Here is a 19,323-nt window from a genome sequence, read left to right as displayed (position 1 = left end):
CACCCTTGTATCTCTTCTGGAGTTTCTGATTAGCTACCAGCGACTCCAAAGAGCTCGGTGAAGTGGACCGCACCCTGGGCACATGATGTCGTGACGTAGATTCACTCCCGAGCTCTTGTTCTCCCACATTGAATGGTATCCAAGCGCCTGAATTGTCAGTGACGCTGAATGGACAAGGGAAATGAGAGATGCACATTGTTGGAATCGATATCAGTAAAGCCAAACTCGATTGTTGCTGGCTACGAGAAGCGGAAAAGAGCAAGATCAAAACGAAAGTATTCAGAAACACGTCAATGGATCATGACGTATTGGTGCACTGGTTGCTGCATCAAACAGGCACGTCCGCCGAGGGAATCCAGATCGTGATGGAGGCCACCGGGGTGTATCACGAGCCCCTGGCCTATGCACTGCATGAACGGGGATTTCGGGTCTGCGTAGTGAATCCAGCCCGTGTACGTGAGTTTGCTAACAGCTTGGGCAACACCCACAAGACCGATGCGAAAGACAGCCAGATACTGGCGTTGTATGGGCATCGGATGCAACCAGAACAGTGGCAGCCAGAAGCCCCGGAAGTCAGAGAACTCAAGGCACTGATCAGCCGTTTGGAGGCCCTGGAGGCGGATCTGCAACGTGAATCCAACCGCCATGAAAAGGCGGAGTTCAATCGTAGCTCCGAACGGGTGATCGCCTCACTGGAACTGATGATGACGCAGTTGCGCCAGGAGAAGCAGCGTCTGGAGGAGGATATTGATGATCATATCGACCGCTATCCACATCTGAAGAAAGACCGGGTGTTGTTGCTGAGTATTCCTGGTATTGGGCCCGTTATGTCACGCTTGATGCTAAGCGTGATCCGCAGCCGGTCATTTGAACAGGCGGGACAGCTGGCTGCCTATCTTGGGCTGGTGCCACGCATTCAGGAGTCCGGGCAATGGAAAGGTCGTAGCCGACTAAGCAAACAGGGTCCAGCCCGAGTGAGAGCCAAGTTATACATGGCAGCGGTCACCTCCATACGCAGCAACCCGGATATCCGGCGCCAATACGAGCGTTTGACACAGAACGGCAAGAGCAAAATGCAGGCGCTAGGCGCGGCGATGCGCAAGCTGGTACAGATTTGTTTTGGTGTGGTGAAACATCAAAACGAATATTGCCCTCAAGTCGCGTGATGCGATTTGAGGGCAGTTAGGAGAGATGGTATCTACCGAGGGTTCGTGTTCGGTTATCACCCTAGGGTGGCGGTGAGGGACACACCGCACCTCACCATGCCCGTATCGTTCACAAAACACCGCGCTGATAACTGCCGGTGCGGTTCACTTCGTTCACCACACCCTACCGATGGTTCGTGTTCGGTTATCACCCTAGGGTGGCGGTGAAGGACACACCGCACCTCACAATGCCCGCATCGCTCACAAAACACCGCGCTGATAACTGACGGTGCGGTTCACTGCGTTCACCACACCCTACCGAGGGTTCGTGTTCGGTTATCACCCTAGGGTGGCGGTGAGGGACACACCGCATCTCACAATGTTTGCCTTATCCTGCAGGTCGGTAGGGTGACGGTGAGGAACGAACCGCACCGTATTGCGCCGTACTTACCGCGTTACGCCACACTGACCGTGCCAGGCCGCACTCAATGGCCCATCTTGCCCAGCGCCTTGACCAGCGCCATAAACCCCGGCCCGGCCAGCACGATCAGCAGCACCGGCATCAGGCACATCATCATCACCGCCGACATACGCCCGGACAGGCGGCTGACGTTTTCCTGAAGATCCGTGCGGCGGCGGTCGATCAGCAGTTCGTACAGATCCTGCAGGTGCTGGCTCATGCTGCCGCCGGTTTCCGACACCTGCGCCAGCAGCATCAGAAAGTCCTGAAAGCCTTCGGCATCAATCAGCCAGAACACATCACTGATGGCCTCATCACGGGTCTTGCCGGTATCGATCTTGACCAGAATGATCTGCAGCTCGCAGCAGACCTCTGGGGCCAGCTCTTTCAGCTCGCGGGTCATCACCCGCAGCATGCTTTCCAGTGAGATACCCACATCCCAGAGGATGCGGATCATCTGCAGTACCAGCAGCATCTCCTCACTGATCTGCCGCATTCGCGCCTTCACCCGTTGCCGCAGCCACACCAGCATCATGTAGGGCACGCCCACCAGACAGATCAGCAGCAGCGCCGTCTGCTGTTGCACGGTCATCGGCTGCATCATCACCAGCGCGAGGGTGGCGACGATAGCCAGCAGCCAAACCAGCCCGAGGCGCAGCAGAAACAGCCACTGCTCCCGATTGCTGGCCATGCCCAGCCGCCGCAGCATCAGCCCCAGCTCCGCCAGGGTTTCCCGGCGCCGGGTAGTGCGGCGCCACATGGCCTTGCCGTGATCCACCAGCCGGGCGCGAATGACTCGCTGCACCGAACGCTGCAGCCGCTGCTCCACCTGACGGCGGCGACGCTGACGATGAGCCACCAGCAGCAGCACCGAGCAGCAGATGATCAGTGCCAGACTGAGCAGCAGGATCCACAACTGACTCAACATCGCCCAGCGCCTCAGATCGAGCGCAGCATGCGCCAGAGAATAAAGCTGCCCAGCCCCTGCAGGGCCAGCCCGCCGAGCAGCGCTATGCGTCCGCCCGGATCATCCCACATGGCCAGCAGATAGCGCTGGTTGGCCACCAGCATGTACAGCCCCATCAGCACCGGCACGATGCCGAGCACGATGGCCGTCACCCGGGTTTCACCGGTCAGCGCCCACAGTTCGCGGTGCGCCCGTTCACGCTGATGCAGCAGCTTGACCAGATGCTCCAGCGCCGAGGTGACACTGCCACCGTACTGGTAGTGGATACGCAGGATGGACGCCAGCAGGTACAGCTCCCTCACCCCGGTGATCCGCCCTTCATGGTCAAGGCTGTCAGGCAGTTCATCACCCAGCTGGGAACGCAACATGGCGCGCTGCAGCACTTCCTGCAGCGGCATGCGGGTTTCTGCCACCGCCCGTTCGACGCCTTTGGCCACTGACATCCCCACCACCACCCGGCGGCTGACCTGTCCGATAAAGCCCGGTAGCTGCTGCAGTAACTGACGACGCTGCCGTTCACGTCGCACCTGCGCCAGAATCAGCACGGCAATGATGATGGCCAGCAGCAGGCCGCAGGCTGCAGGCCAGCCCTGACTGCGCAGGACCAGCCCGACGCTGATCAGACTGGCCAGAATCAGCATCACAAACAGCGGCACCGAGCCCGGCAGCCCTACCCTTAGCAACCCTTCCTGCAGCCGTTGCTGCGACCAGCCCTGCTGGGCCCGGCCACCTCGCGCTGCTGCTACGACCGGCTGCTGCCGTCGTGCCGCCAGCAGTAACAGTACCGCGCCGATCAGCATCAGGGCAGCGGCCAGCAGCATCATGATGCATCCCTCTGCTGCTGATCTTTCAGCCTGCCCAGCAGCTTTGCCGAGGGCTTGTCCACTTCGTGGAACTGCAGCTGGAGCAGGTCATAGTGGAACAGCTCCGCGATGCGGATCATGCCGTCGGCAACGTCCAGCACTTCCACCACCTGCGTCACCACCCGCTTGCCGTCCGGCATGCGGCTGACAAAGACGATGATGTCGAGGGCGGAGGAAATGATCTGCTTGACCAGCAGCTCCGTGGCGGAAAAGCCCGACAGCGCCACCATCAGCTCCAGTCGCATCAGCGCATCCCGTGCCGAGTTGGCGTGCAGGGTACTCATGGAGCCCTGATGGCCGGTGTTCATGGCCTGCAGCATGTCGAGCACTTCGGCGCCGCGGCTCTCCCCCAGAATAATGCGGTCGGGGCGCATCCTCAGGGCATTCTTGACCAGATCACGGGCCGTGACTTCACCCAGCCCTTCGGCATTGGGCGGACGGGTTTCCAGCCGCACCACGTGGCCGTGCAGCAGCTGCAGCTCGGCGGCATCTTCAATGGTGACCACCCTTTCACTCTGGCCGATGTTCTGACTGAGGATATTCAGCAGGGTGGTCTTGCCCGAGCCGGTGGAGCCGCTGATCAGCATGTTGCAGCGGCTGCGGGCCGCGCGGGCGAGAAACTCCTGCATGGCCATGCTGAGGCTGCCCTGCTTGACCAGATACTCGGCGGTCAGCGCTTCCTTGCGGAATTTGCGCACCGACAGACAGGGGCCGTCGATGGCCAGCGGCGGAATGATGGCATTGATGCGGCTGCCATCGGCCAGACGGGCGTCCACCATCGGGCTGGATTCGTCGATACGGCGGCCCAGTGGCGCGATCATGCGGCGAATAACCCGCAATACGTGCTGATCGTTGATAAAACGTAGCGGAATCCGCTCCAGCTTGCCCTTGCGCTCCACATACACCTGCGAGGCACCGTTGATCAGGATGTCGTCGATCTGATCATCTTCCAGCAGCGCCTGCAGCGGGCCGAAACCCACAATCTCATCCAGCAGTTCATTGACCAGCCGGGCACTGTCGGCGCGCAGGGAGTCGATGTTGTGCTCATTGAGATAGGTATGCACATAGCCCTGCACATGGGGCCGCATCTGGTGGCGATCCATCTCGAACAGCAGGTCATCTTCCTCCAGCCGGTCGATGATAAAGCGGTGCAGGCTGGCCTTCAGACTCAGACGGTGGTCATCTTCCATCAGATCCAGCTGGCGGCTGGGCCAGCGCAGGGTGTCTTCTATGGGTGCATTTTTCATGACGCCTCCTTCGCTTCAGCATCAGGCGGAGCGAATGCTGAACTTGCGCCACCAGCGCTCGACCTTGCGGGCATGCAGCATCAGCTCCAGTGCCTGCAGATAGGCATGCAGCTCCCCCTGCGGCGGCAGCAGGGTACCGGCGTTGATGGCGGTGAGGTAATGGGGTGACCAGGGTAAGGTGCCGCGTAGCGGCAGTGAACTGTGCTGGCCAATGGTGTGCTGATCCGGCAGCACGTCCTTGTAACAGGGCGCCAGCACCAGCCCGACCGCACCGGGGCGTACCCCCATTTGCAGCAGGTATTCGCCCATCTCGATGGCGGCGGTAATGCTCAGGTGCTTCTGATCAGCCAGCACCCAGTGCTGGTCACAGCCACGCGCGACCAGCCGCAGCAAGGGCGACGGCTGCATGCCATTGAGGTTGACCACCAGATGGTCATAACGGGTGGACAGCGCCTGCAGGGTGCGGCTGACTTCCTCGGCCGTGACCTGCGCCAGACTGCTTTCCGGCGGCAGGCCGATGATGTCGATATCGATCAGGTTGGAGCCATCGCGGCGGTCGCGCTCCAGCTTGTCGATGCTGATATGGCCACTGACCAGATCGGCAAAGTTGTTGTGTATCGGCAGGTCAAGATAGGCCGCCACATCGGCCTGTGGCATGGCCAGATCCAGCACCAGCACCCGCGCCTGATGCTGACGGCGCAGGCTCCAGGCGGTACAGATCGCCAGCAGCGCGGCATCGCTGTCATTGCGTGAGGAAAACAGGCCGAGCATGTGCGGCGGGTTGTCCACCTGCGGGGAGGTCAGCGCATAGAGCTTGTCGGCCAGCTCCTGACGATCCACCAGATGCACATGGGGATTGGGCTCGCGGTTATGCCATGCCCCTTCGGCGGTCTGGTCCAGCACTACCACCGGCCGTGGCAGAAACCCTTCCAGCAAGGCTTCCAGCTTGCGGTCCGGCCAGTGCTGGGCCACCAGAATCAGTACCCGTGCCGATGCCCAGTCGAAGCTGGCCTCCAGCTGTTCCAGCTCATGCAGCCACACCACCTGATTGCCGTCCGCCAGACTCTGACGAATGGCCTCCTGCATCTCACTTGTCTCACTGTAGGCCAGCACTTTCATTGACTGCCTCCTTCGGAGAAGCCCATACCGGCGGGCATGCCAACTGTGGCCTGACCCGGTTCCGCGTTGAGAAACACCAGCTTGAAGAACGACGGCTGGAACTGCCGGTAGATTTCTCCCGGCAAGGCAGGCAGAGGAGCATCGCGGGCGATGGGTCTGACCAGATGGGGCGTCACCACCATCAGCAGTTCCTTGTCATTGCTCTGGAACTGGGTCGAGCGGAAAAAGGCACCGATGATCGGCAGATCGCCCAGCAGCGGCAGCCGTGCGGCATTTTTCAGGGTGGTGCGGCTGACCAGCCCGCTGATAATAAAGCTCTCTCCATCCCCCAGCTGCACCGTGGTATCGGTTCGTCTGACGGTCAGGGCCGGCACCGACACACCGGACGTCTGCAGGCCGTCGATAAAGTTCAGCTCACTGACCTCCGGCGCCACTTTCAGCAGGATGCGACTGTCGGCCATGACGGTCGGCGTCAGACTCAGGCGCACGCCGAACTGTTTGAAGTCGACGCTGATATCGCCGTTGCTGTTGCTTTTCGGATAGGGAAACTCGCCCCCGGCGAGAAAGAACGCCTGCTGCCCGGACAGCGTCACCAGACTGGGCTCGGCCAGGGTGTAGGCGTAACCATTGCTGCTGAGGGCGCTGATGGTGGCCAGCAACCCCCGGCTGGCATCTCCGGCGACGATATTGAAAGCACTGCTGTCAGACAGGAAACCGGAGCTGCTCTGCAGGGTAAAACCACCGCTGTCATTGGTCTGCACCCCGGTCAGCGCACCGCTGCCAATGGCCAGCGTGGTGTTGCCGGTATTCTTGCCAAAGAAGAAGCCTGCCGAGTGCAGCGCCTCCTTGCTGATCTCCACCACGCGGATGTCGGTCTGCACCTGCACGTTGTCATGGGCCACCCCGGTGGGAAATACCCGGAGGCTGAACAGGGTCGGCGTCTGGCTGCCGCGCTGCCACAGCTGCAGCGTGGTGATGCCTACCGCCTTGCCGGTCAGCAGGGCCTGCTCCCGTGACAGCAGCTTGATGCCGACCAGACTGGGGTCGCCCACCGCCAGCCGGATCACGCCGCTGGGCAGATCGAACGACTGCTGGCCACCGACCGCCACATTGATCTCCTGCTGCGCCCAGCTCCAGGGCGCCAGCAGTGTCAGGCAGGCGCTCAGCAACCACAGCACCACTGCCCGCAGGCTCAGACGGCTTGAGCGCGACCGTTGCGGATAAGTGACGTCAGTCAGGCCAACATCGGCTAACACAGAGCTATCCAACACAAAGCGCATCCTTCTGTGACACCCCTCCATGGGGCTATTGCCGGTAACGCAGATCGATGTTCACGACCTGCTAAGGTCGCAGCATGACCTTCTCCTCCCCCAGCAACACCTCCAGCCCCGCAGGCTGGCTGCTGACTTTCGTTTTCACCACGGGTGCGGCTGCCGGTACGGGCGCTGCCAGCGCTACCGGCAGGCTGGGTTGTACTGCAGGGGCGGGCGGCCCGGCTTCACCGCTACCGAAACGGGCCAGGGTGACGGGGGGTTCCGTCAACTCACTGCTACCGCTGTGCTGTTCCCGCGGGCCAATCACTGCCAGTTGCAGCTCACCACTGCTGGCCGCCAGCAGCAGCTCGGCCACACTGCTCTGCGGCACCGCCAGCACCGCCGAGCGTTCACGGGTCTGACGGCCCTTCTCACCCGGGCTGCCCGTGCGCGGGCTGGCAACCTGATCGCCATAAGCCAACACCCTGAGATCGGTAAACAGCCGCCGGGCACTGGTGGACTCGCCGCTTTCCTTGTTGGCCCGCAGGTAGAACAGCACATCGACCCGATCACCGGCCTGCACATGCCCACCCACCGCGGTCACTTCATCCACTTTGATGGCCACCGCACGAAAGCCCGGCTCCAGACCATCCAGCATGGGCCGCTCGGCCGCCAGCACACTGTTCTGCAGGCGTTGCCCCTCCTTCACCGCTGTCGCCAGCACCCGCCCCAGCACCGCTTTGGCGTCCGCCACATCGTCTACTTCACGTTCATCGACCTGCTGCTCGCTGAGCATATCCAGCTGCAGCAGGCTGCCTGCGGGCACATCTTCGCTGAAGCGCCAGATGGTCAGGGTCGGTGCCTGAATCTGTGGCGGCGGGGCCTTCTTGTCGCCCAGTGTCAGGCTGTAGAAGCCCAGCGCCAGCGCCAGGGCAAACAGCAGCGCGGCAATCAGGGTCAGGGTTCGTCCTTGCATCAGTTCTTTTCACCTCGGTTCACATCCGCGCCGGTTACAGGCTCAGATTGGCGGTGATATTCAGCTGTGCCGGTACCGGCAACACCAGTGGCGGTACAAAGGGAAAATCGGCGTAGTTGTAGACCAGTGACAGCACACAGCAGCCGCCACTGCTGTCTTCACTGGCGGTAATGGTCAGGGCATCGTCCAGCGACTGGCCGAACAGGGTGCCAAGGCTGCCGGCATTACTGCCCTGCGCGACATTGCCGATCACCGCACGGGTCTCGTTCAGCACTTCCTGCCGGACCTCATCGCTGCTGCAGCTGGCAGCACTGAACAGGCATTCTTCATCGACGTAGTCGATACTGCGGCGCAATCCTTCCTCGGCGGCGTACTGCATCAGCTGTGCAGCGGTGAAGATCAGGCCATAGTTGGTGATGGCGTAAAAAATCATGAAGAACAGCGGAAACACCAGCACGAATTCGATACCGGCACTGCCTGTTTGCCAGCGCCCGGCCAGCGGCGGTCTCAGAACGTGTTCACGATCTGCTGCGCGTCGGCCATGCGGCGTTGAAAAGCGGTTCGGAATGCTCATTTACGACAGGTAAACTCCGCTTCCTCAGCGCCTTTCGCCTTGCCTGGCTCTAGCTCGCGATATCGTGAATACGTTCTAACGTCCATATTCTCCCCCCAGCCACACCAGCAGCCCCGCCAGAGTCAGACAGGGCGCCAGCGGCAGCGGTCGCTGCACCATCCAGCGGCTACTGCAGGCCAGCAGCAGAAACCCCGCCACCATCACCAGCAGCAGCTGCGGCAGGGAAAACACCCAGCACAACACCCACAGCAGCTTCACATCGCCGGCGCCCAGTTGCCCCAGCGCCATGCCGGGCAGCGTCAGCGCCGCCACCAGCAGCAACGCCAGCAGGATGTCTTTCAGCTCAGCCGTGGCGCCGCCCAGCAGCTGTCCGTATCCGTACAGGTACAACAGGGCACAGGCCAGCAACGCCAGTAGTGCCAGATTGGGGATGCGCTGCCTGCGCAGGTCCTGCCAACCCGTCCACAGCATCAGCAGCAGACTAAGCACTTGCAGGGTCATGACTGCCGTTTCCGCTGACCCGAAGCTTCTGTCAGCTAACGGCTGTGCCACCGAGGGCAGTAATGATGGTATTGAAGATAGTTTTGACGCTGTCGCTGACACCCGGCACGAACAACGCCACGACCGCTGCCACCATGGCAGCAATCAGCGCATATTCGATACCGCTGGCTCCCTTCTCTTCATACAACAGGCGAGTGAAAAACAGGTGGGATTGATACTGGATTCGACGTACAAGGTTCATGGCTATTACCTCAAGGGTTCAGTTAAAACCTGGGCCGCAGATAGGACTTCCTGACGCTATCGCCGATAAATTTAAATTAGGACAGGCTAAAAAAGCTGTCCATGAAACTGGATAAATTGGCGTGATTGGCACCATTAACGTTTAAGACAGGTAAGAAGTGTTCAATAGCAGCCGCTGACTTAAGCGCCCGCCTGCTGCTCAACGGCCGTGCCTGCCTGAAAGCGGCGGAATTGGTTCTTACCGCCTTTCTTGGCCTGATACATAGCCACATCCGCGGCCTTGAGCAGGGCTTCCAGCTCATCGGCATCGTCCGGACTGGTGGCGATACCCACGCTGGCAGACACCCGGCACTCGACCTCTCCGCTCTTGAGAGGAGTAAAGTGGAACGGCTGCGAAAGGGTCTCGATCAGCTTGCTGGCGATGGTTTCCAGCACCGTGATTTCGTCCTGCCGCAGGTGGGCAATCCACACCACAAACTCATCACCACCCAGCCGGTAGACATGATCGGTCTGGCGCAACACCTGCCGCATGCGCCCGGCAGCACCCTTCAGCAACAGATCGCCAATATCATGGCCAAGGGTATCGTTGACCTTCTTGAAGCCGTCCAGATCGATAAAAAATACGCCCTGCATCAGCCCCTGCTGACGGGCCTGCTGCAAACCGGCATGCAGCTGCATGCGCAGGGCACGGGAGTTGGGCAGGCCGGTCAGGGCATCCTGATAGGCTTCGCGATAGATCTGCTGCCGGGCGGTGTACTCTGCGGTGATATCCACCTGAGTGCCGATCAGGCGATGACGACGGCCGGTGTGTACCCAGTGGCAGGTGGCGTGCAGGTGGCGCATGCTGCCATCGTCATCACGGATAATGGAGAAGGTCAGCTCATTGCGACCACTGCTGAGAGCCGACTGGAACAGCGCCTTCATGCGCTGCCAGTCATCCGGCAGAATCCATGCACGCAGGCTGTCAATACTCAGCCTGCGCTCTGGCGGCAGGCCGTAGATGCGGTACATCACCGGGTTCCACAGCAGCTGGTCGGTCTCCTTTTCCCATTCCCAGATGCCTACGCCTGCCACCGAGGTGGCCAGCGACAGGCGACGATTAGCCAGCAACAGTTCACGGTTAGTACGTTCGATATAGCGCTGATGACGGGCCACGAACACCAGCAGAATCAGCACCGCCGCCGCCAGCAGGAGCAGCACCAGCGCAGCCAGCCAGGCCGGAATGCTGTGTTGGTCAAACAGCAGCGCTAGCACCCCGTTGCTCCCATTGATCAGGGTATCCATGACCCCCCTCTCCTGCCTGTTCGCACATTCATAAAGGAATAGATGCTGATCGTCACCGATGCAACCAGCGTTCATGCAACCTGATTGTGCGTTTTGGCAAAAGCCGGAAAGGATGCAGGTTCGTGGAGCGTGCTTGTGAGCACACGCTTACAGGCTCGCCAGCGCCGCCAGCCCCCGTTCACACCCCGGCAGATAGGACGGGCCAAACAGGTTGAAGTGATTGAGGTAGTGATACAGGTTGTACAGCGGCCGCTTGAGGTCATAGACCGCTGAACGGGGGAAGACGGCATCGTAGGCCTGATAGAACTCGATGGAGAACCCGCCGAACAGCTCCGTCATGGCCAGATCGACCTCGCGGTCGGCATGGTGCACGGCCGGATCAATCAGCCATACCTGATCGTGGCCGAACAGCACGTTGCCCGACCACAGATCACCGTGTACCAGACTGGGCTGGGCACAGTGCTGATGGAGAAAATCAGTCAAACGGTGCTGATAATGCCGCAGTTCGCCGTCAAAACGTCGCCTTATGGCCTGATCTTCGATGGCGGCAATCTGCCGCTGCAGACGCCGCTCGACAAAGAATCGTCCCCAGTCCTGATACCAGCCATTGGCCTGCGGGGCGAGGCCGATGTAGTTGTCATAGCCCAGCCCGTACCGCTCCATCGGCAGCTGATGCAGGCGTGCCAGCCCCTGCCCCAGCTGCGCCATCAGGGCGCTCTGCTGCGGAGCCTGTTCGATCAGCTGCAGCTCCATCCGCACTTCGCTGACGGCATAGACCTCTGGTATCTGCAGCAGTTGATTGCCGGCGGCCCGCAGGGTGTCACGCAGTAATGCCAGCCCCTGCGCTTCACAGATCAGTGCCTTGCTGCCGCGACGGCGGTGTTTGACGAAATGTGGCATGGGCTGCTCCTGTCAGGATGCAGCAGATCGTCCGATCTGCTGCGCGCGGATGGTCAGCTCAGGTTCCCATCGGGCGATGACACTTTGCTGTCACGCTCTGACTGTGCGGTGGCCGCTGATGGCACTGTGTCGGCTGACGGCACTGTGACGGCTGACGAGGCCTGTTCGGCGGCCAGCAGTTGCTGACGCAGGGCCTTGACCTTCGCCGGCCCTACCCATACCCCCAGCAATACGGTGGCCAGCAGCGCACAGCTGCCCGACCAGACAAAGGCCACCACCGGCGAGAAACCTTCATACAGCCAGCCGAACACGATGGATGCAGGTAACAGAAAAGCGCCGGCGGTGAGATTGAACCAGCCAAAGGCTGTGCCACGCCGCCCTGCTGGCGCGATGTCGGCCACCAGCGCTTTTTCCACTCCCTCGGTGGCGGCGACAAAGACGCCGTAGAAGCCGAACAGGGCAAACATCACCCAGCCATCGTGGCTGATCATGCCCATGCCCAGATAAAACAGGGCATAGGCCAGATAGCCCGCCATCAGCATCCGTACCCGTCCGACCCGGTCAGACAGCGCAGACAGGGGCGTCGACAGCACCGTGGCCACCAGCGAGACCGCCGCCCATAACAAGGGAATCTCGGCGGGCTCCACGCCCATCTCACCGGCCCGCAACAGCAGGAACATGTTGGATGAGTTACCCAGGGTGAACAGCGCCATGACCAGCAGATAACGGCGAAATACCGGCGGCATGTCACCCAGCCGCCAGTCAAAGCGGTGCTCACGGCCCGCTGCTTTGGCAGGTTCGGGTTCGCGGATCATCAGTGCCAGCAGCAGGCACAACAGCGAAGGCAGTGCCGACCACAGGAAGATGTCTTGCAATGACATCTGCATCCCCAGCAGCAGGGCGGCAATCAGCGGCCCGATCACCGACCCGGCGTTGTCCATGGCGCGATGCAGGCCATACACCAGCCCGTGCTGATCCGCCCTGACACTGGCCGCCAGCAGGGCATCACGGGGAGAGGTCCGCAGCCCCTTGCCGACCCGGTCCGTAAAGCGAATCAGCAGCAGCCACGGCCAGCTGCTGACAAAGGCAATCAGCGGCCTGCCGAGACTGGCCGGACCGTAGCCCAGCACAATCCAGATCTTGCTGCGCCGGGTGCGGTCAACGATCACCCCGGAGAACAGCTTGAGCAGGCTCGCCGTTGCTTCGGCGATGCCTTCAATCAGCCCCAGTACCTTGGGGCCAGACATCAGTACCGATGCCAGATACAGCGGCATCAGCGGATACAGCATCTCACTGGCACTGTCATTGACCAGACTGATCAGGCCGATCAGCCAGACGGTGCGTGGCAACCCCGCCAGAGCATTGAACATGGCATCTCCTCAGACAACGGCAGTGGGCGTTCAGGGAGTATAGGCAGGGATCGTCAGAACAGCGGGGTCCGTAAAAAATCTCAGCACTGCACGGGAGACGGGATATGAAAGAACGAAGGTACTTGCTTTGCGCTGGAGGAGCTGAACATGGCGATGGAATCAACCCGTGATCCACGCTACTCCATGGCCACGGTCGGGAGCCAATCCTGAACACTCCCCGTGTTGATCATTAACTGACCGCCTCGCTACACCCCCGGCCTTCTCTTAATCGCATAAGGACACGCGATATGGCCAACTTGCCACCCCTGCCAGACTACTTTTGGGCAATGCCTGAAGGGCGAAGTGGTTACGTCAGCCGGAATGCAGCCACTACATACTGGACTTCGCCCGATGGAATCTGTCCTCTGCACACACCTATGCCAATGCCTTGCAGGCTTTGCATGACCTGCGGGTGTATCAGATCAACCTGCCTTACCCCAAGGTTGACCGGGGCTACGCGGCCATTTCACGCAATGCACTCCATGCCGCCAGCAAAAAATGTCACCTATGTCGGCCCCGATGGGACAGGGCGTGTGATGATCCCCAGTGGTGCCGAACTGGCACCCAGCACCTTCGCTGCAACCTCCACCCCCTTTACCTCTGATCAGCTCGGCCAGCAGCAGGACGGCTTCTACAAAGCGGGTATCCGTCAGATGGTCGATGCCAACCTGCCCGACAGCCTTGCTGACTACATCAACAGCATGGGCATCTTGCAGTATGACGACCCGCTGAAAGCGCTGGGCGCTGAGCGCTGAGCGCTGAGCGTTATCAAACGTTACAGGAGATGCAACAACATACCCTGAGCACGACCGAAGGCATGGCAGCAGGAGCCATGGCCTCCCTGCTGGGAATCCGTCGCGGAAGCAGTGGCATTGCGGACGATCTGGCCAGAAAGTACGGCAATGAAACCGCCGAGGCACTGCTAAAAAACATCGACAACGCCATGACCAACCGCCGCAGCCTGTCCGAAGCACTGGGCAAGCTGGGCATGGAACAAGGCCGCCGCCTGCTGAGGCTCAAGCCCAATCCACGTTACATAGCTTCTATTTCTGCCTTCCCTTTCGTTTATTTGCATATTCTTTTTTTCGTATCGTGATACTTTCTGGCGCATCAACTAACAGACTGACCTGGCCATTCTGACTTCTGGTTGGGGTCAGTGTGATTCTGCTTTCATGCTGATCACAAATAATGATGCTTTCCCCCTACCTGCGTCCTAAAGCCAGATACCCATATTCCTGGTTATCTCCTTCATCCACATCCATATCGGGTTGTTGCTGCTGAACATATCGACGTACTGGTCGGTCACATTCAGCCAAACTTTTCTGGAAAGTCTGAGTAGATTTAATCGTTTGTAAAAGCCGGGCAGATATCCGTTTTTTATTTGTACTTTTCATCCTTGCCTCCCATTTTCAATTGCTATTTTTATTCTGTTTGACTCAGCACTATTCCCTGCCGGACAGCCAGTTATTCCTTGTATTCGAGCCCCCATGCCGCCAGCTCTGATCAATACTCGTCCTGTTAAAACAATGGTGAACGGTGCCCCTCTCATCAAGAGGCACCATCAACTCAGTTGGGGATCAATACAGAAATTTGTCTGACGTTGCTTCGCAACTCGTGACAAAGAAACATCAGCAAGTGGTAACTGCCCTGCTGATTGACGGAGCCATCCTGCAGCCCCAGATGTATGCCGTGAATGGCAGTCTCCAATGCATCAAGGTACTGATGCAGCTTGTCAGTGCGGTCAAGGTGCATCGCCGCCATCTCTACGCCAAGCTCGACATCGCCTCACAGCAGGAGCTGTTTTCGCTGTTTATCCAGTCGCTGGGGCACAACCCGCAGCCCCCCTGACGGCTCAGCCACGCAATGGAGAAAGGCTATTCGCCCTGTGCCGCCAGCGCTGCTTCAGCACGGCGCTCCAGTTCCTTTTCGTGATGACGGAAGAAGCGCAGCCCCACCACGATAGCGACGATAGCCACCACCAGCAGCACCAGCCCGACCGGCCCGGCGATGCGGTGAATCTGATCCCCCAGCAGATAGGCGCCGCTGCCAAACAGCGTGGCCCAGACCACTCCGCCAAGGCCGTTCATCAGCAGAAAGTGTGACCAGTGCATGCGGTTGGCACCCGCCAGCAAAGCCGCGAAGGCACGCAGGAAGGCGACAAAGCGACCGAAAAAGACGATCTTGCCGCCATGCTGCCGGAACAGATACTGGCCGACCCGCAGCCGTGCCGCGGTCAGATGCACATACTTGCCATAGCGATGCAGCAGCGGCCAGCCGACGCTGCGACCAATCAGATAACCGAGGTTATCCCCCACCACCGCCGCCAGTGCGGCGACGCCGATCACTGCATAGATGGAGAAACCGTGCTCGGTGGCGGCATACAGCGCCGCGGTCACCAGCAGCGTCTCGCCGGGCAGCGGCAGGCCCATGCTTTCCAGCATGATGACGCTGAACAGCAGCCACAGGCCGTAGCTCTGCATCAGATGATGAAGGGTATCGGGAGTGAGGATGGAGAGCATGGAATAAGTCGTCCTTCTGCGCGCGACAGCGAGTCAGGAGTGTATCCCAGTTGGCAGGGGTGATCTGGCTAAATTCGTAACACTCAGGCTCTTTCTGCCGCGACAGCCAGCCCACATAGTGTGGGGAACGCCTTTGCTGACCTGTCAGGACCGCACGATGAAAGCCCTCGCCTCCGCCCTGTTTGCCTGCCTCGCCCTGCTGTTTAACCCCGCCGTGGCTGACACCAGCACACCGCCTGCGGTGGTCAAACACTTCTACCACTGGTATCTGCAGGAACTTCAGGACAACCGCGACCCCCTCGATAACCGTCAGGGTCAGCTCGAACACGGCGTCGCCGCCAAGCTCGCCAGCACACTGGCCAGACAGCTGCAGGGCGACGAACCGCTGGATGAAGACTACTTCCTCAAGGCGCAGGACTTTCTCGACAGCTGGACCCAACAACAGCACGTCCAGCTGCAGGAATCGAGCAACGACGAGAGCGAGGTGCTGCTGACCCTCGGCACCGCACAGGAGCAGTGGCCGCTACGGGTCAGACTGGTACAGCAGGAGGGTCAGTGGCGGATTCGTGAGGTGCAGAAGCCGTAAGGGGAAAGCCCCCGCGGAATGCGGGGGCTACTATTCGCGTTATTCCACCGTCACACTCTTGGCCAGATTGCGTGGCTGATCGACATCGGTGCCGCGGATGACCGCGACGTAGTAGCTCAGCAGCTGCAGCGGCACGGTGTAGAGGATGGGCTCCAGCAGCGGGTGAATCTTCGGCAGGTGGAGGATGTGATAGCCCTCCTGATCTTCGATCCCGGCGTGCTGGTCGGCGAAGACGTACAGCTCACCGCCACGGGCGCGCACTTCCTGCATGTTGGATTTGAGCTTTTCCAGCAGTTCGTTGCCGGGGGCGACGGTGATGACCGGCATCTCGCTGTCAACCAGCGCCAGCGGGCCGTGCTTCAGCTCACCGGCGGGATAGGCTTCAGCGTGAATGTAGGAGATTTCCTTCAGCTTCAGCGCCCCTTCCAGCGCAATGGGATAGAGCGCGCCACGGCCTAGGAACAGTGAGTGCTGTTTGTCGGCAAAGTGGGTGGCCAGCTGCTCTACCCGCTGGCTCAGGGCCAGCACTTCTTCGACCTTGGCAGGCAGGGTGGTCAGGGCGTCGGTCAGCTCGGCTTCCAGCGTGCTGTCCAGCCCTCGGGTTTTTGCCAGCGACAGGGTCAGCACCATCAGCGCCGACAGCTGGGTGGTGAATGCCTTGGTCGAGGCGACGCCGATTTCCGGCCCGGCCTGCGTCATCAGGCACAGGTCAGACTCGCGCACCAGTGAGCTGCCGGGCACGTTGCAGATGGCCAGACTGGCCAGTGCGCCGCGTTCCTTGGCCACCCGCAGGGCCGCCAGGGTATCGGCGGTTTCGCCCGACTGGGAAATGGTAACGAACAGGGTGTTGGGCAGGGTAATGGTCTTGCGGTAGCGGTATTCGGAGGCGATCTCCACCTGACAGGGAATACCCGCCAGTTCTTCGATCCAGTAGCGGGCGACCATTCCGGCGTGATAGCTGGTGCCGCAGGCGATGATCTGCACGGCCTGCACGCTGTCCATCAGCTGCTGGGCGCTGTCGCCAAACAGCTGGGTGTTGATCTCACCCTTGCCTACCCGGCCATTGAGGGTGGCCTGAATCACGCCGGGCTGCTCGAAGATTTCCTTCAGCATGTAGTGCTTGTACTGGCCTTTGTCCGCAGACTGGGTGCCGTGCTCGTAGCGCTTGATGTCCAGCGCCTGCACTTCGCCACGGGCGTTGCGCACTTCGATCTGTTCGCGGCTGACGCAGGCCGTGTCGCCTTCGTTGAGATAGATAAAGCGGTCGGTCACCTGCAGCAGCGCCAGCGGGTCCGAGCCGATAAAGTTCTCGCCCATTCCGACGCCGATCACCAGCGGGCTGCCCTTGCGTGCGCACAGCAGCAGCTCGGGATAGTCGGCGTGAATCACGCCCAGCGCGAAGGCACCTTCCAGCTGATTGATCACCTGACGGAACGCGGCGTATAAGTCGCTCTCCAGCTTCAGGGCTTCAGAGAGTAAGTGAGCGATGACCTCGGTGTCGGTATCCGAGGTGAAAACATAGCCCTTGTCTTTCAGCTCAGCCTTGAAGGTGGCGTAGTTTTCGATGATGCCGTTGTGCACCACGGCCAGCCGCTCACCGGACATATGCGGATGGGCGTTGCGTTCGTTGGGCTGGCCATGGGTGGCCCAGCGGGTGTGGGCGATGCCCAGATGGCCGTGCAGGGGGTCGCTGCCAAGGGCATCCGCCAGTTGCTGTACCTTACCGGCACGGCGCAGGCGGTTGAGTTCCTGACCATCAAACACGGCCATACCGGCGGAGTCGTAACCGCGGTATTCCAGACGGCGCTGGCCTTCCAGCAGGATGGCGCTGACTTCACGGGCGGCGATGGCGCCGACGATTCCACACATGGGATTACTCCTTCGCCTTCTTCACTGGGCGCTGCCAGCCGGGAATAGGAATCTGGCGGCCACGGGCAACCACCAGGGTATTGTCATCCACATCACGGGTGATGGTGGAGCCTGCGCCCACGGTCGCACCTGCGCCTACGCTGACGGGCGCCACCAGTGCCGTGTTGGAACCGACAAAGGCGCCGCTGCCGATCACGGTCTGATGTTTGTTCACGCCATCGTAGTTGCAGGTGATGGTGCCAGCGCCGATGTTGACGTCATCGCCCACGCTGGCATCACCGATATAGCTCAGGTGATTGACCTTGGAGCCGACGCCAATCACCACGTTCTTGGTTTCGACGAAGTTACCGATGCGGGCACCGGCCAGTAGCTGGGTGCCGGGACGCAGGCGGGCAAAGGGGCCGACATCGCAATCAGCACCGACTTCTGCCTCTTCCAGCACCGAGTTGGCCTTGATATGGCAACCGGCACGCAGGATGGAGTCGCGGATAATGCAGTTGGCTTCGATCTGCACCCCGGTTTCAACCACCACCTTGCCTTCAAAGATGACGTTGATATCGATATAGCAGTCCTGCGCTATTTGCAGCTCGCCGCGCACATCGATACGGGCAGGATCGGCCAGACTGACGCCCTGTTCCATCAGACGCCGGGCAATCTGCTGCTGGTAAGCGCGCTCCAGTGCCGCCAGCTGCATGCGGGTGTTCACCCCTTCCACTTCCTGCGCAGACGCTGGCTGAATGGTGGCGACATTAAGCCCATCAGCAACCGCCATGGCGATCACATCCGTCAGGTAGTATTCGCCCTGGGCATTATTGGCAGACAACTGCGGCAGCCACTGCTGCAGGCGCTCAGTGGGCACGGCCAGAATGCCGGTGTTCACTTCACGGATGGCACGCTGCCCGGCATCGGCATCCTTGTGTTCGACAATGGCACACACCTGACCGCTGCCATCGCGGACGATACGGCCGTAGCCAGTGGGATCAGGCAGATCGACAGTCAGCAGACCCATTTGCTGATTGGATACCAGCGCCAGCAACTGCTGCAGGGTGGCCGACTGAATCAGCGGTACATCACCGTACAACACCAGCGTGGTGCCGCTGTTGCCCAGCGCAGGCAGTGCCTGTGCTACGGCATGGCCGGTGCCTTTCTGCTCACGCTGCCAGACGCAGTTGACGTCTGCTGCGGCAAAGCGCTGCTCGACCTGCTCACCGCCGTGGCCTACGACCAGATGAATCTGCCCGGCACCCAGCTGCCGTGCGCTATCGATGACATGCGCCAGCAAGGGCCGGCCCGCCAGGGTATGCAGAACCTTGGGCAGGGCTGAGCGCATCCGGCTGCCCTGGCCTGCTGCCAGAATGACCACATCGAGTGCCATTTTCCATTCCTCGCTTGCTGAACGGTAAAGCCTTAT

General features: G+C 60.5%; 21 protein-coding genes. 5 read left to right on the top strand and 16 right to left on the bottom strand.

Annotated elements, in window-relative coordinates; all coding sequences use genetic code 11:
• Positions 1-188 precede the first annotated feature (188 nt).
• Positions 189-1,166, top strand: coding sequence for an IS110 family RNA-guided transposase (locus tag WH50_RS13810; RefSeq protein WP_110187829.1), 978 nt, complete (start codon positions 189-191; stop codon positions 1,164-1,166).
• Positions 1,167-1,630: 464 nt separating this feature from the next.
• Here the strand turns inward: WH50_RS13810 and WH50_RS13805 are convergent, their stop codons facing one another.
• The 12 genes from WH50_RS13805 to WH50_RS13750 all read right to left on the bottom strand — a co-directional run bounded on the left by WH50_RS13805 (position 1,631) and on the right by WH50_RS13750 (position 12,899).
• Positions 1,631-2,533, bottom strand: coding sequence for a type II secretion system F family protein (locus tag WH50_RS13805; RefSeq protein ID WP_110187828.1), 903 nt, complete (start codon positions 2,531-2,533; stop codon positions 1,631-1,633).
• Between the two features lie 11 nt (positions 2,534-2,544).
• Positions 2,545-3,396 (bottom strand): type II secretion system F family protein, encoded by an 852-nt coding sequence (locus WH50_RS13800; RefSeq protein ID WP_110187827.1) that lies wholly within the window; start codon positions 3,394-3,396, stop codon positions 2,545-2,547.
• Positions 3,393-4,682, bottom strand: a complete 1,290-nt coding sequence (locus WH50_RS13795; RefSeq protein WP_243410109.1) for a TadA family conjugal transfer-associated ATPase — start codon at positions 4,680-4,682, stop codon at positions 3,393-3,395. The genes WH50_RS13800 and WH50_RS13795 overlap by 4 nt, the downstream gene beginning before the upstream one ends.
• Before the next feature lie 21 nt (positions 4,683-4,703).
• Positions 4,704-5,801 carry a CpaE/TadZ family protein gene (locus WH50_RS13790; protein ID WP_104154702.1) on the bottom strand — a complete coding sequence of 366 codons (1,098 nt, stop codon included), beginning with the start codon at positions 5,799-5,801 and terminating at the stop codon, positions 4,704-4,706.
• The gene (locus WH50_RS13785) at positions 5,798-7,072 is read right to left on the bottom strand and encodes a type II and III secretion system protein family protein (protein WP_207780305.1); all 1,275 of its coding nucleotides are present in this window, start codon (positions 7,070-7,072) and stop codon (positions 5,798-5,800) included. The genes WH50_RS13790 and WH50_RS13785 overlap by 4 nt, the downstream gene beginning before the upstream one ends.
• Positions 7,073-7,142: 70 nt before the next feature.
• Positions 7,143-8,030, bottom strand: coding sequence for a Flp pilus assembly protein CpaB (gene cpaB, locus WH50_RS13780; protein WP_110187825.1), 888 nt, complete (start codon positions 8,028-8,030; stop codon positions 7,143-7,145).
• Between the two features lie 34 nt (positions 8,031-8,064).
• Positions 8,065-8,604: a TadE/TadG family type IV pilus assembly protein gene (locus WH50_RS13775; protein WP_110187824.1), complete on the bottom strand. Its 540-nt coding sequence runs from the start codon at positions 8,602-8,604 to the stop codon at positions 8,065-8,067.
• 75 nt (positions 8,605-8,679) lie between these two features.
• Complete coding sequence (locus tag WH50_RS13770; RefSeq protein ID WP_116453722.1) at positions 8,680-9,105, bottom strand: prepilin peptidase; 426 nt, start codon at positions 9,103-9,105, stop codon at positions 8,680-8,682.
• A 31-nt stretch (positions 9,106-9,136) separates the two neighbouring features.
• Entirely contained in the window at positions 9,137-9,346 is a 210-nt protein-coding gene (locus WH50_RS13765; RefSeq protein ID WP_110187823.1) for a Flp family type IVb pilin, read from the bottom strand.
• A gap of 179 nt (positions 9,347-9,525) precedes the next feature.
• Entirely contained in the window at positions 9,526-10,629 is a 1,104-nt protein-coding gene (locus WH50_RS13760) for a sensor domain-containing diguanylate cyclase (protein WP_165838424.1), read from the bottom strand.
• A 147-nt stretch (positions 10,630-10,776) separates the two neighbouring features.
• A complete protein-coding gene (locus WH50_RS13755; protein WP_110187821.1) occupies positions 10,777-11,529 on the bottom strand; it encodes a fructosamine kinase family protein in 753 nt (250 codons plus the stop codon).
• Between the two features lie 53 nt (positions 11,530-11,582).
• Positions 11,583-12,899 carry an MFS transporter gene (locus WH50_RS13750; RefSeq protein ID WP_110187820.1) on the bottom strand — a complete coding sequence of 439 codons (1,317 nt, stop codon included), beginning with the start codon at positions 12,897-12,899 and terminating at the stop codon, positions 11,583-11,585.
• Positions 12,900-13,420: 521 nt separating this feature from the next.
• Between WH50_RS13750 and WH50_RS13745 the strand changes: the two genes are divergently transcribed.
• Entirely contained in the window at positions 13,421-13,693 is a 273-nt protein-coding gene (locus WH50_RS13745) for a hypothetical protein (RefSeq protein WP_133251324.1), read from the top strand.
• Between the two features lie 29 nt (positions 13,694-13,722).
• Positions 13,723-14,034, top strand: coding sequence for a hypothetical protein (locus WH50_RS13740; protein ID WP_110187818.1), 312 nt, complete (start codon positions 13,723-13,725; stop codon positions 14,032-14,034).
• A gap of 106 nt (positions 14,035-14,140) precedes the next feature.
• On the opposite strand, the gene WH50_RS26120 is transcribed toward WH50_RS13740, so the two are convergent.
• Positions 14,141-14,332 (bottom strand): hypothetical protein, encoded by a 192-nt coding sequence (locus tag WH50_RS26120; RefSeq protein ID WP_133251323.1) that lies wholly within the window; start codon positions 14,330-14,332, stop codon positions 14,141-14,143.
• A gap of 241 nt (positions 14,333-14,573) precedes the next feature.
• On the opposite strand from WH50_RS26120, the gene WH50_RS26645 reads away from it, so the two are divergent.
• The gene (locus WH50_RS26645; protein WP_207780304.1) at positions 14,574-14,786 is read left to right on the top strand and encodes a hypothetical protein; all 213 of its coding nucleotides are present in this window, start codon (positions 14,574-14,576) and stop codon (positions 14,784-14,786) included.
• A gap of 26 nt (positions 14,787-14,812) precedes the next feature.
• Here the strand turns inward: WH50_RS26645 and WH50_RS13725 are convergent, their stop codons facing one another.
• Positions 14,813-15,457 (bottom strand): DedA family protein, encoded by a 645-nt coding sequence (locus WH50_RS13725; protein ID WP_110187817.1) that lies wholly within the window; start codon positions 15,455-15,457, stop codon positions 14,813-14,815.
• 157 nt (positions 15,458-15,614) lie between these two features.
• Here WH50_RS13725 and WH50_RS13720 point away from each other — a divergent pair, with 157 nt between their 5' ends.
• Positions 15,615-16,043 (top strand): DUF3828 domain-containing protein, encoded by a 429-nt coding sequence (locus WH50_RS13720; RefSeq protein WP_110187816.1) that lies wholly within the window; start codon positions 15,615-15,617, stop codon positions 16,041-16,043.
• A 39-nt stretch (positions 16,044-16,082) separates the two neighbouring features.
• Here the strand turns inward: WH50_RS13720 and glmS are convergent, their stop codons facing one another.
• A complete protein-coding gene (gene glmS, locus WH50_RS13715; protein ID WP_110187815.1) occupies positions 16,083-17,912 on the bottom strand; it encodes a glutamine--fructose-6-phosphate transaminase (isomerizing) in 1,830 nt (609 codons plus the stop codon).
• A gap of 4 nt (positions 17,913-17,916) precedes the next feature.
• The gene (glmU, locus tag WH50_RS13710) at positions 17,917-19,287 is read right to left on the bottom strand and encodes a bifunctional UDP-N-acetylglucosamine diphosphorylase/glucosamine-1-phosphate N-acetyltransferase GlmU (RefSeq protein WP_110187814.1); all 1,371 of its coding nucleotides are present in this window, start codon (positions 19,285-19,287) and stop codon (positions 17,917-17,919) included.
• Positions 19,288-19,323: the final 36 nt, after the last annotated feature.

It is taken from the genome of Pokkaliibacter plantistimulans (assembly GCF_003194385.1).
GTDB classification, from domain to species: Bacteria; Pseudomonadota; Gammaproteobacteria; order Pseudomonadales; family Balneatricaceae; genus Pokkaliibacter; species Pokkaliibacter plantistimulans.
The sequence above is the reverse complement of the archived record's forward strand: the minus strand, read 5'-3'. Positions and strand labels throughout refer to the sequence as shown.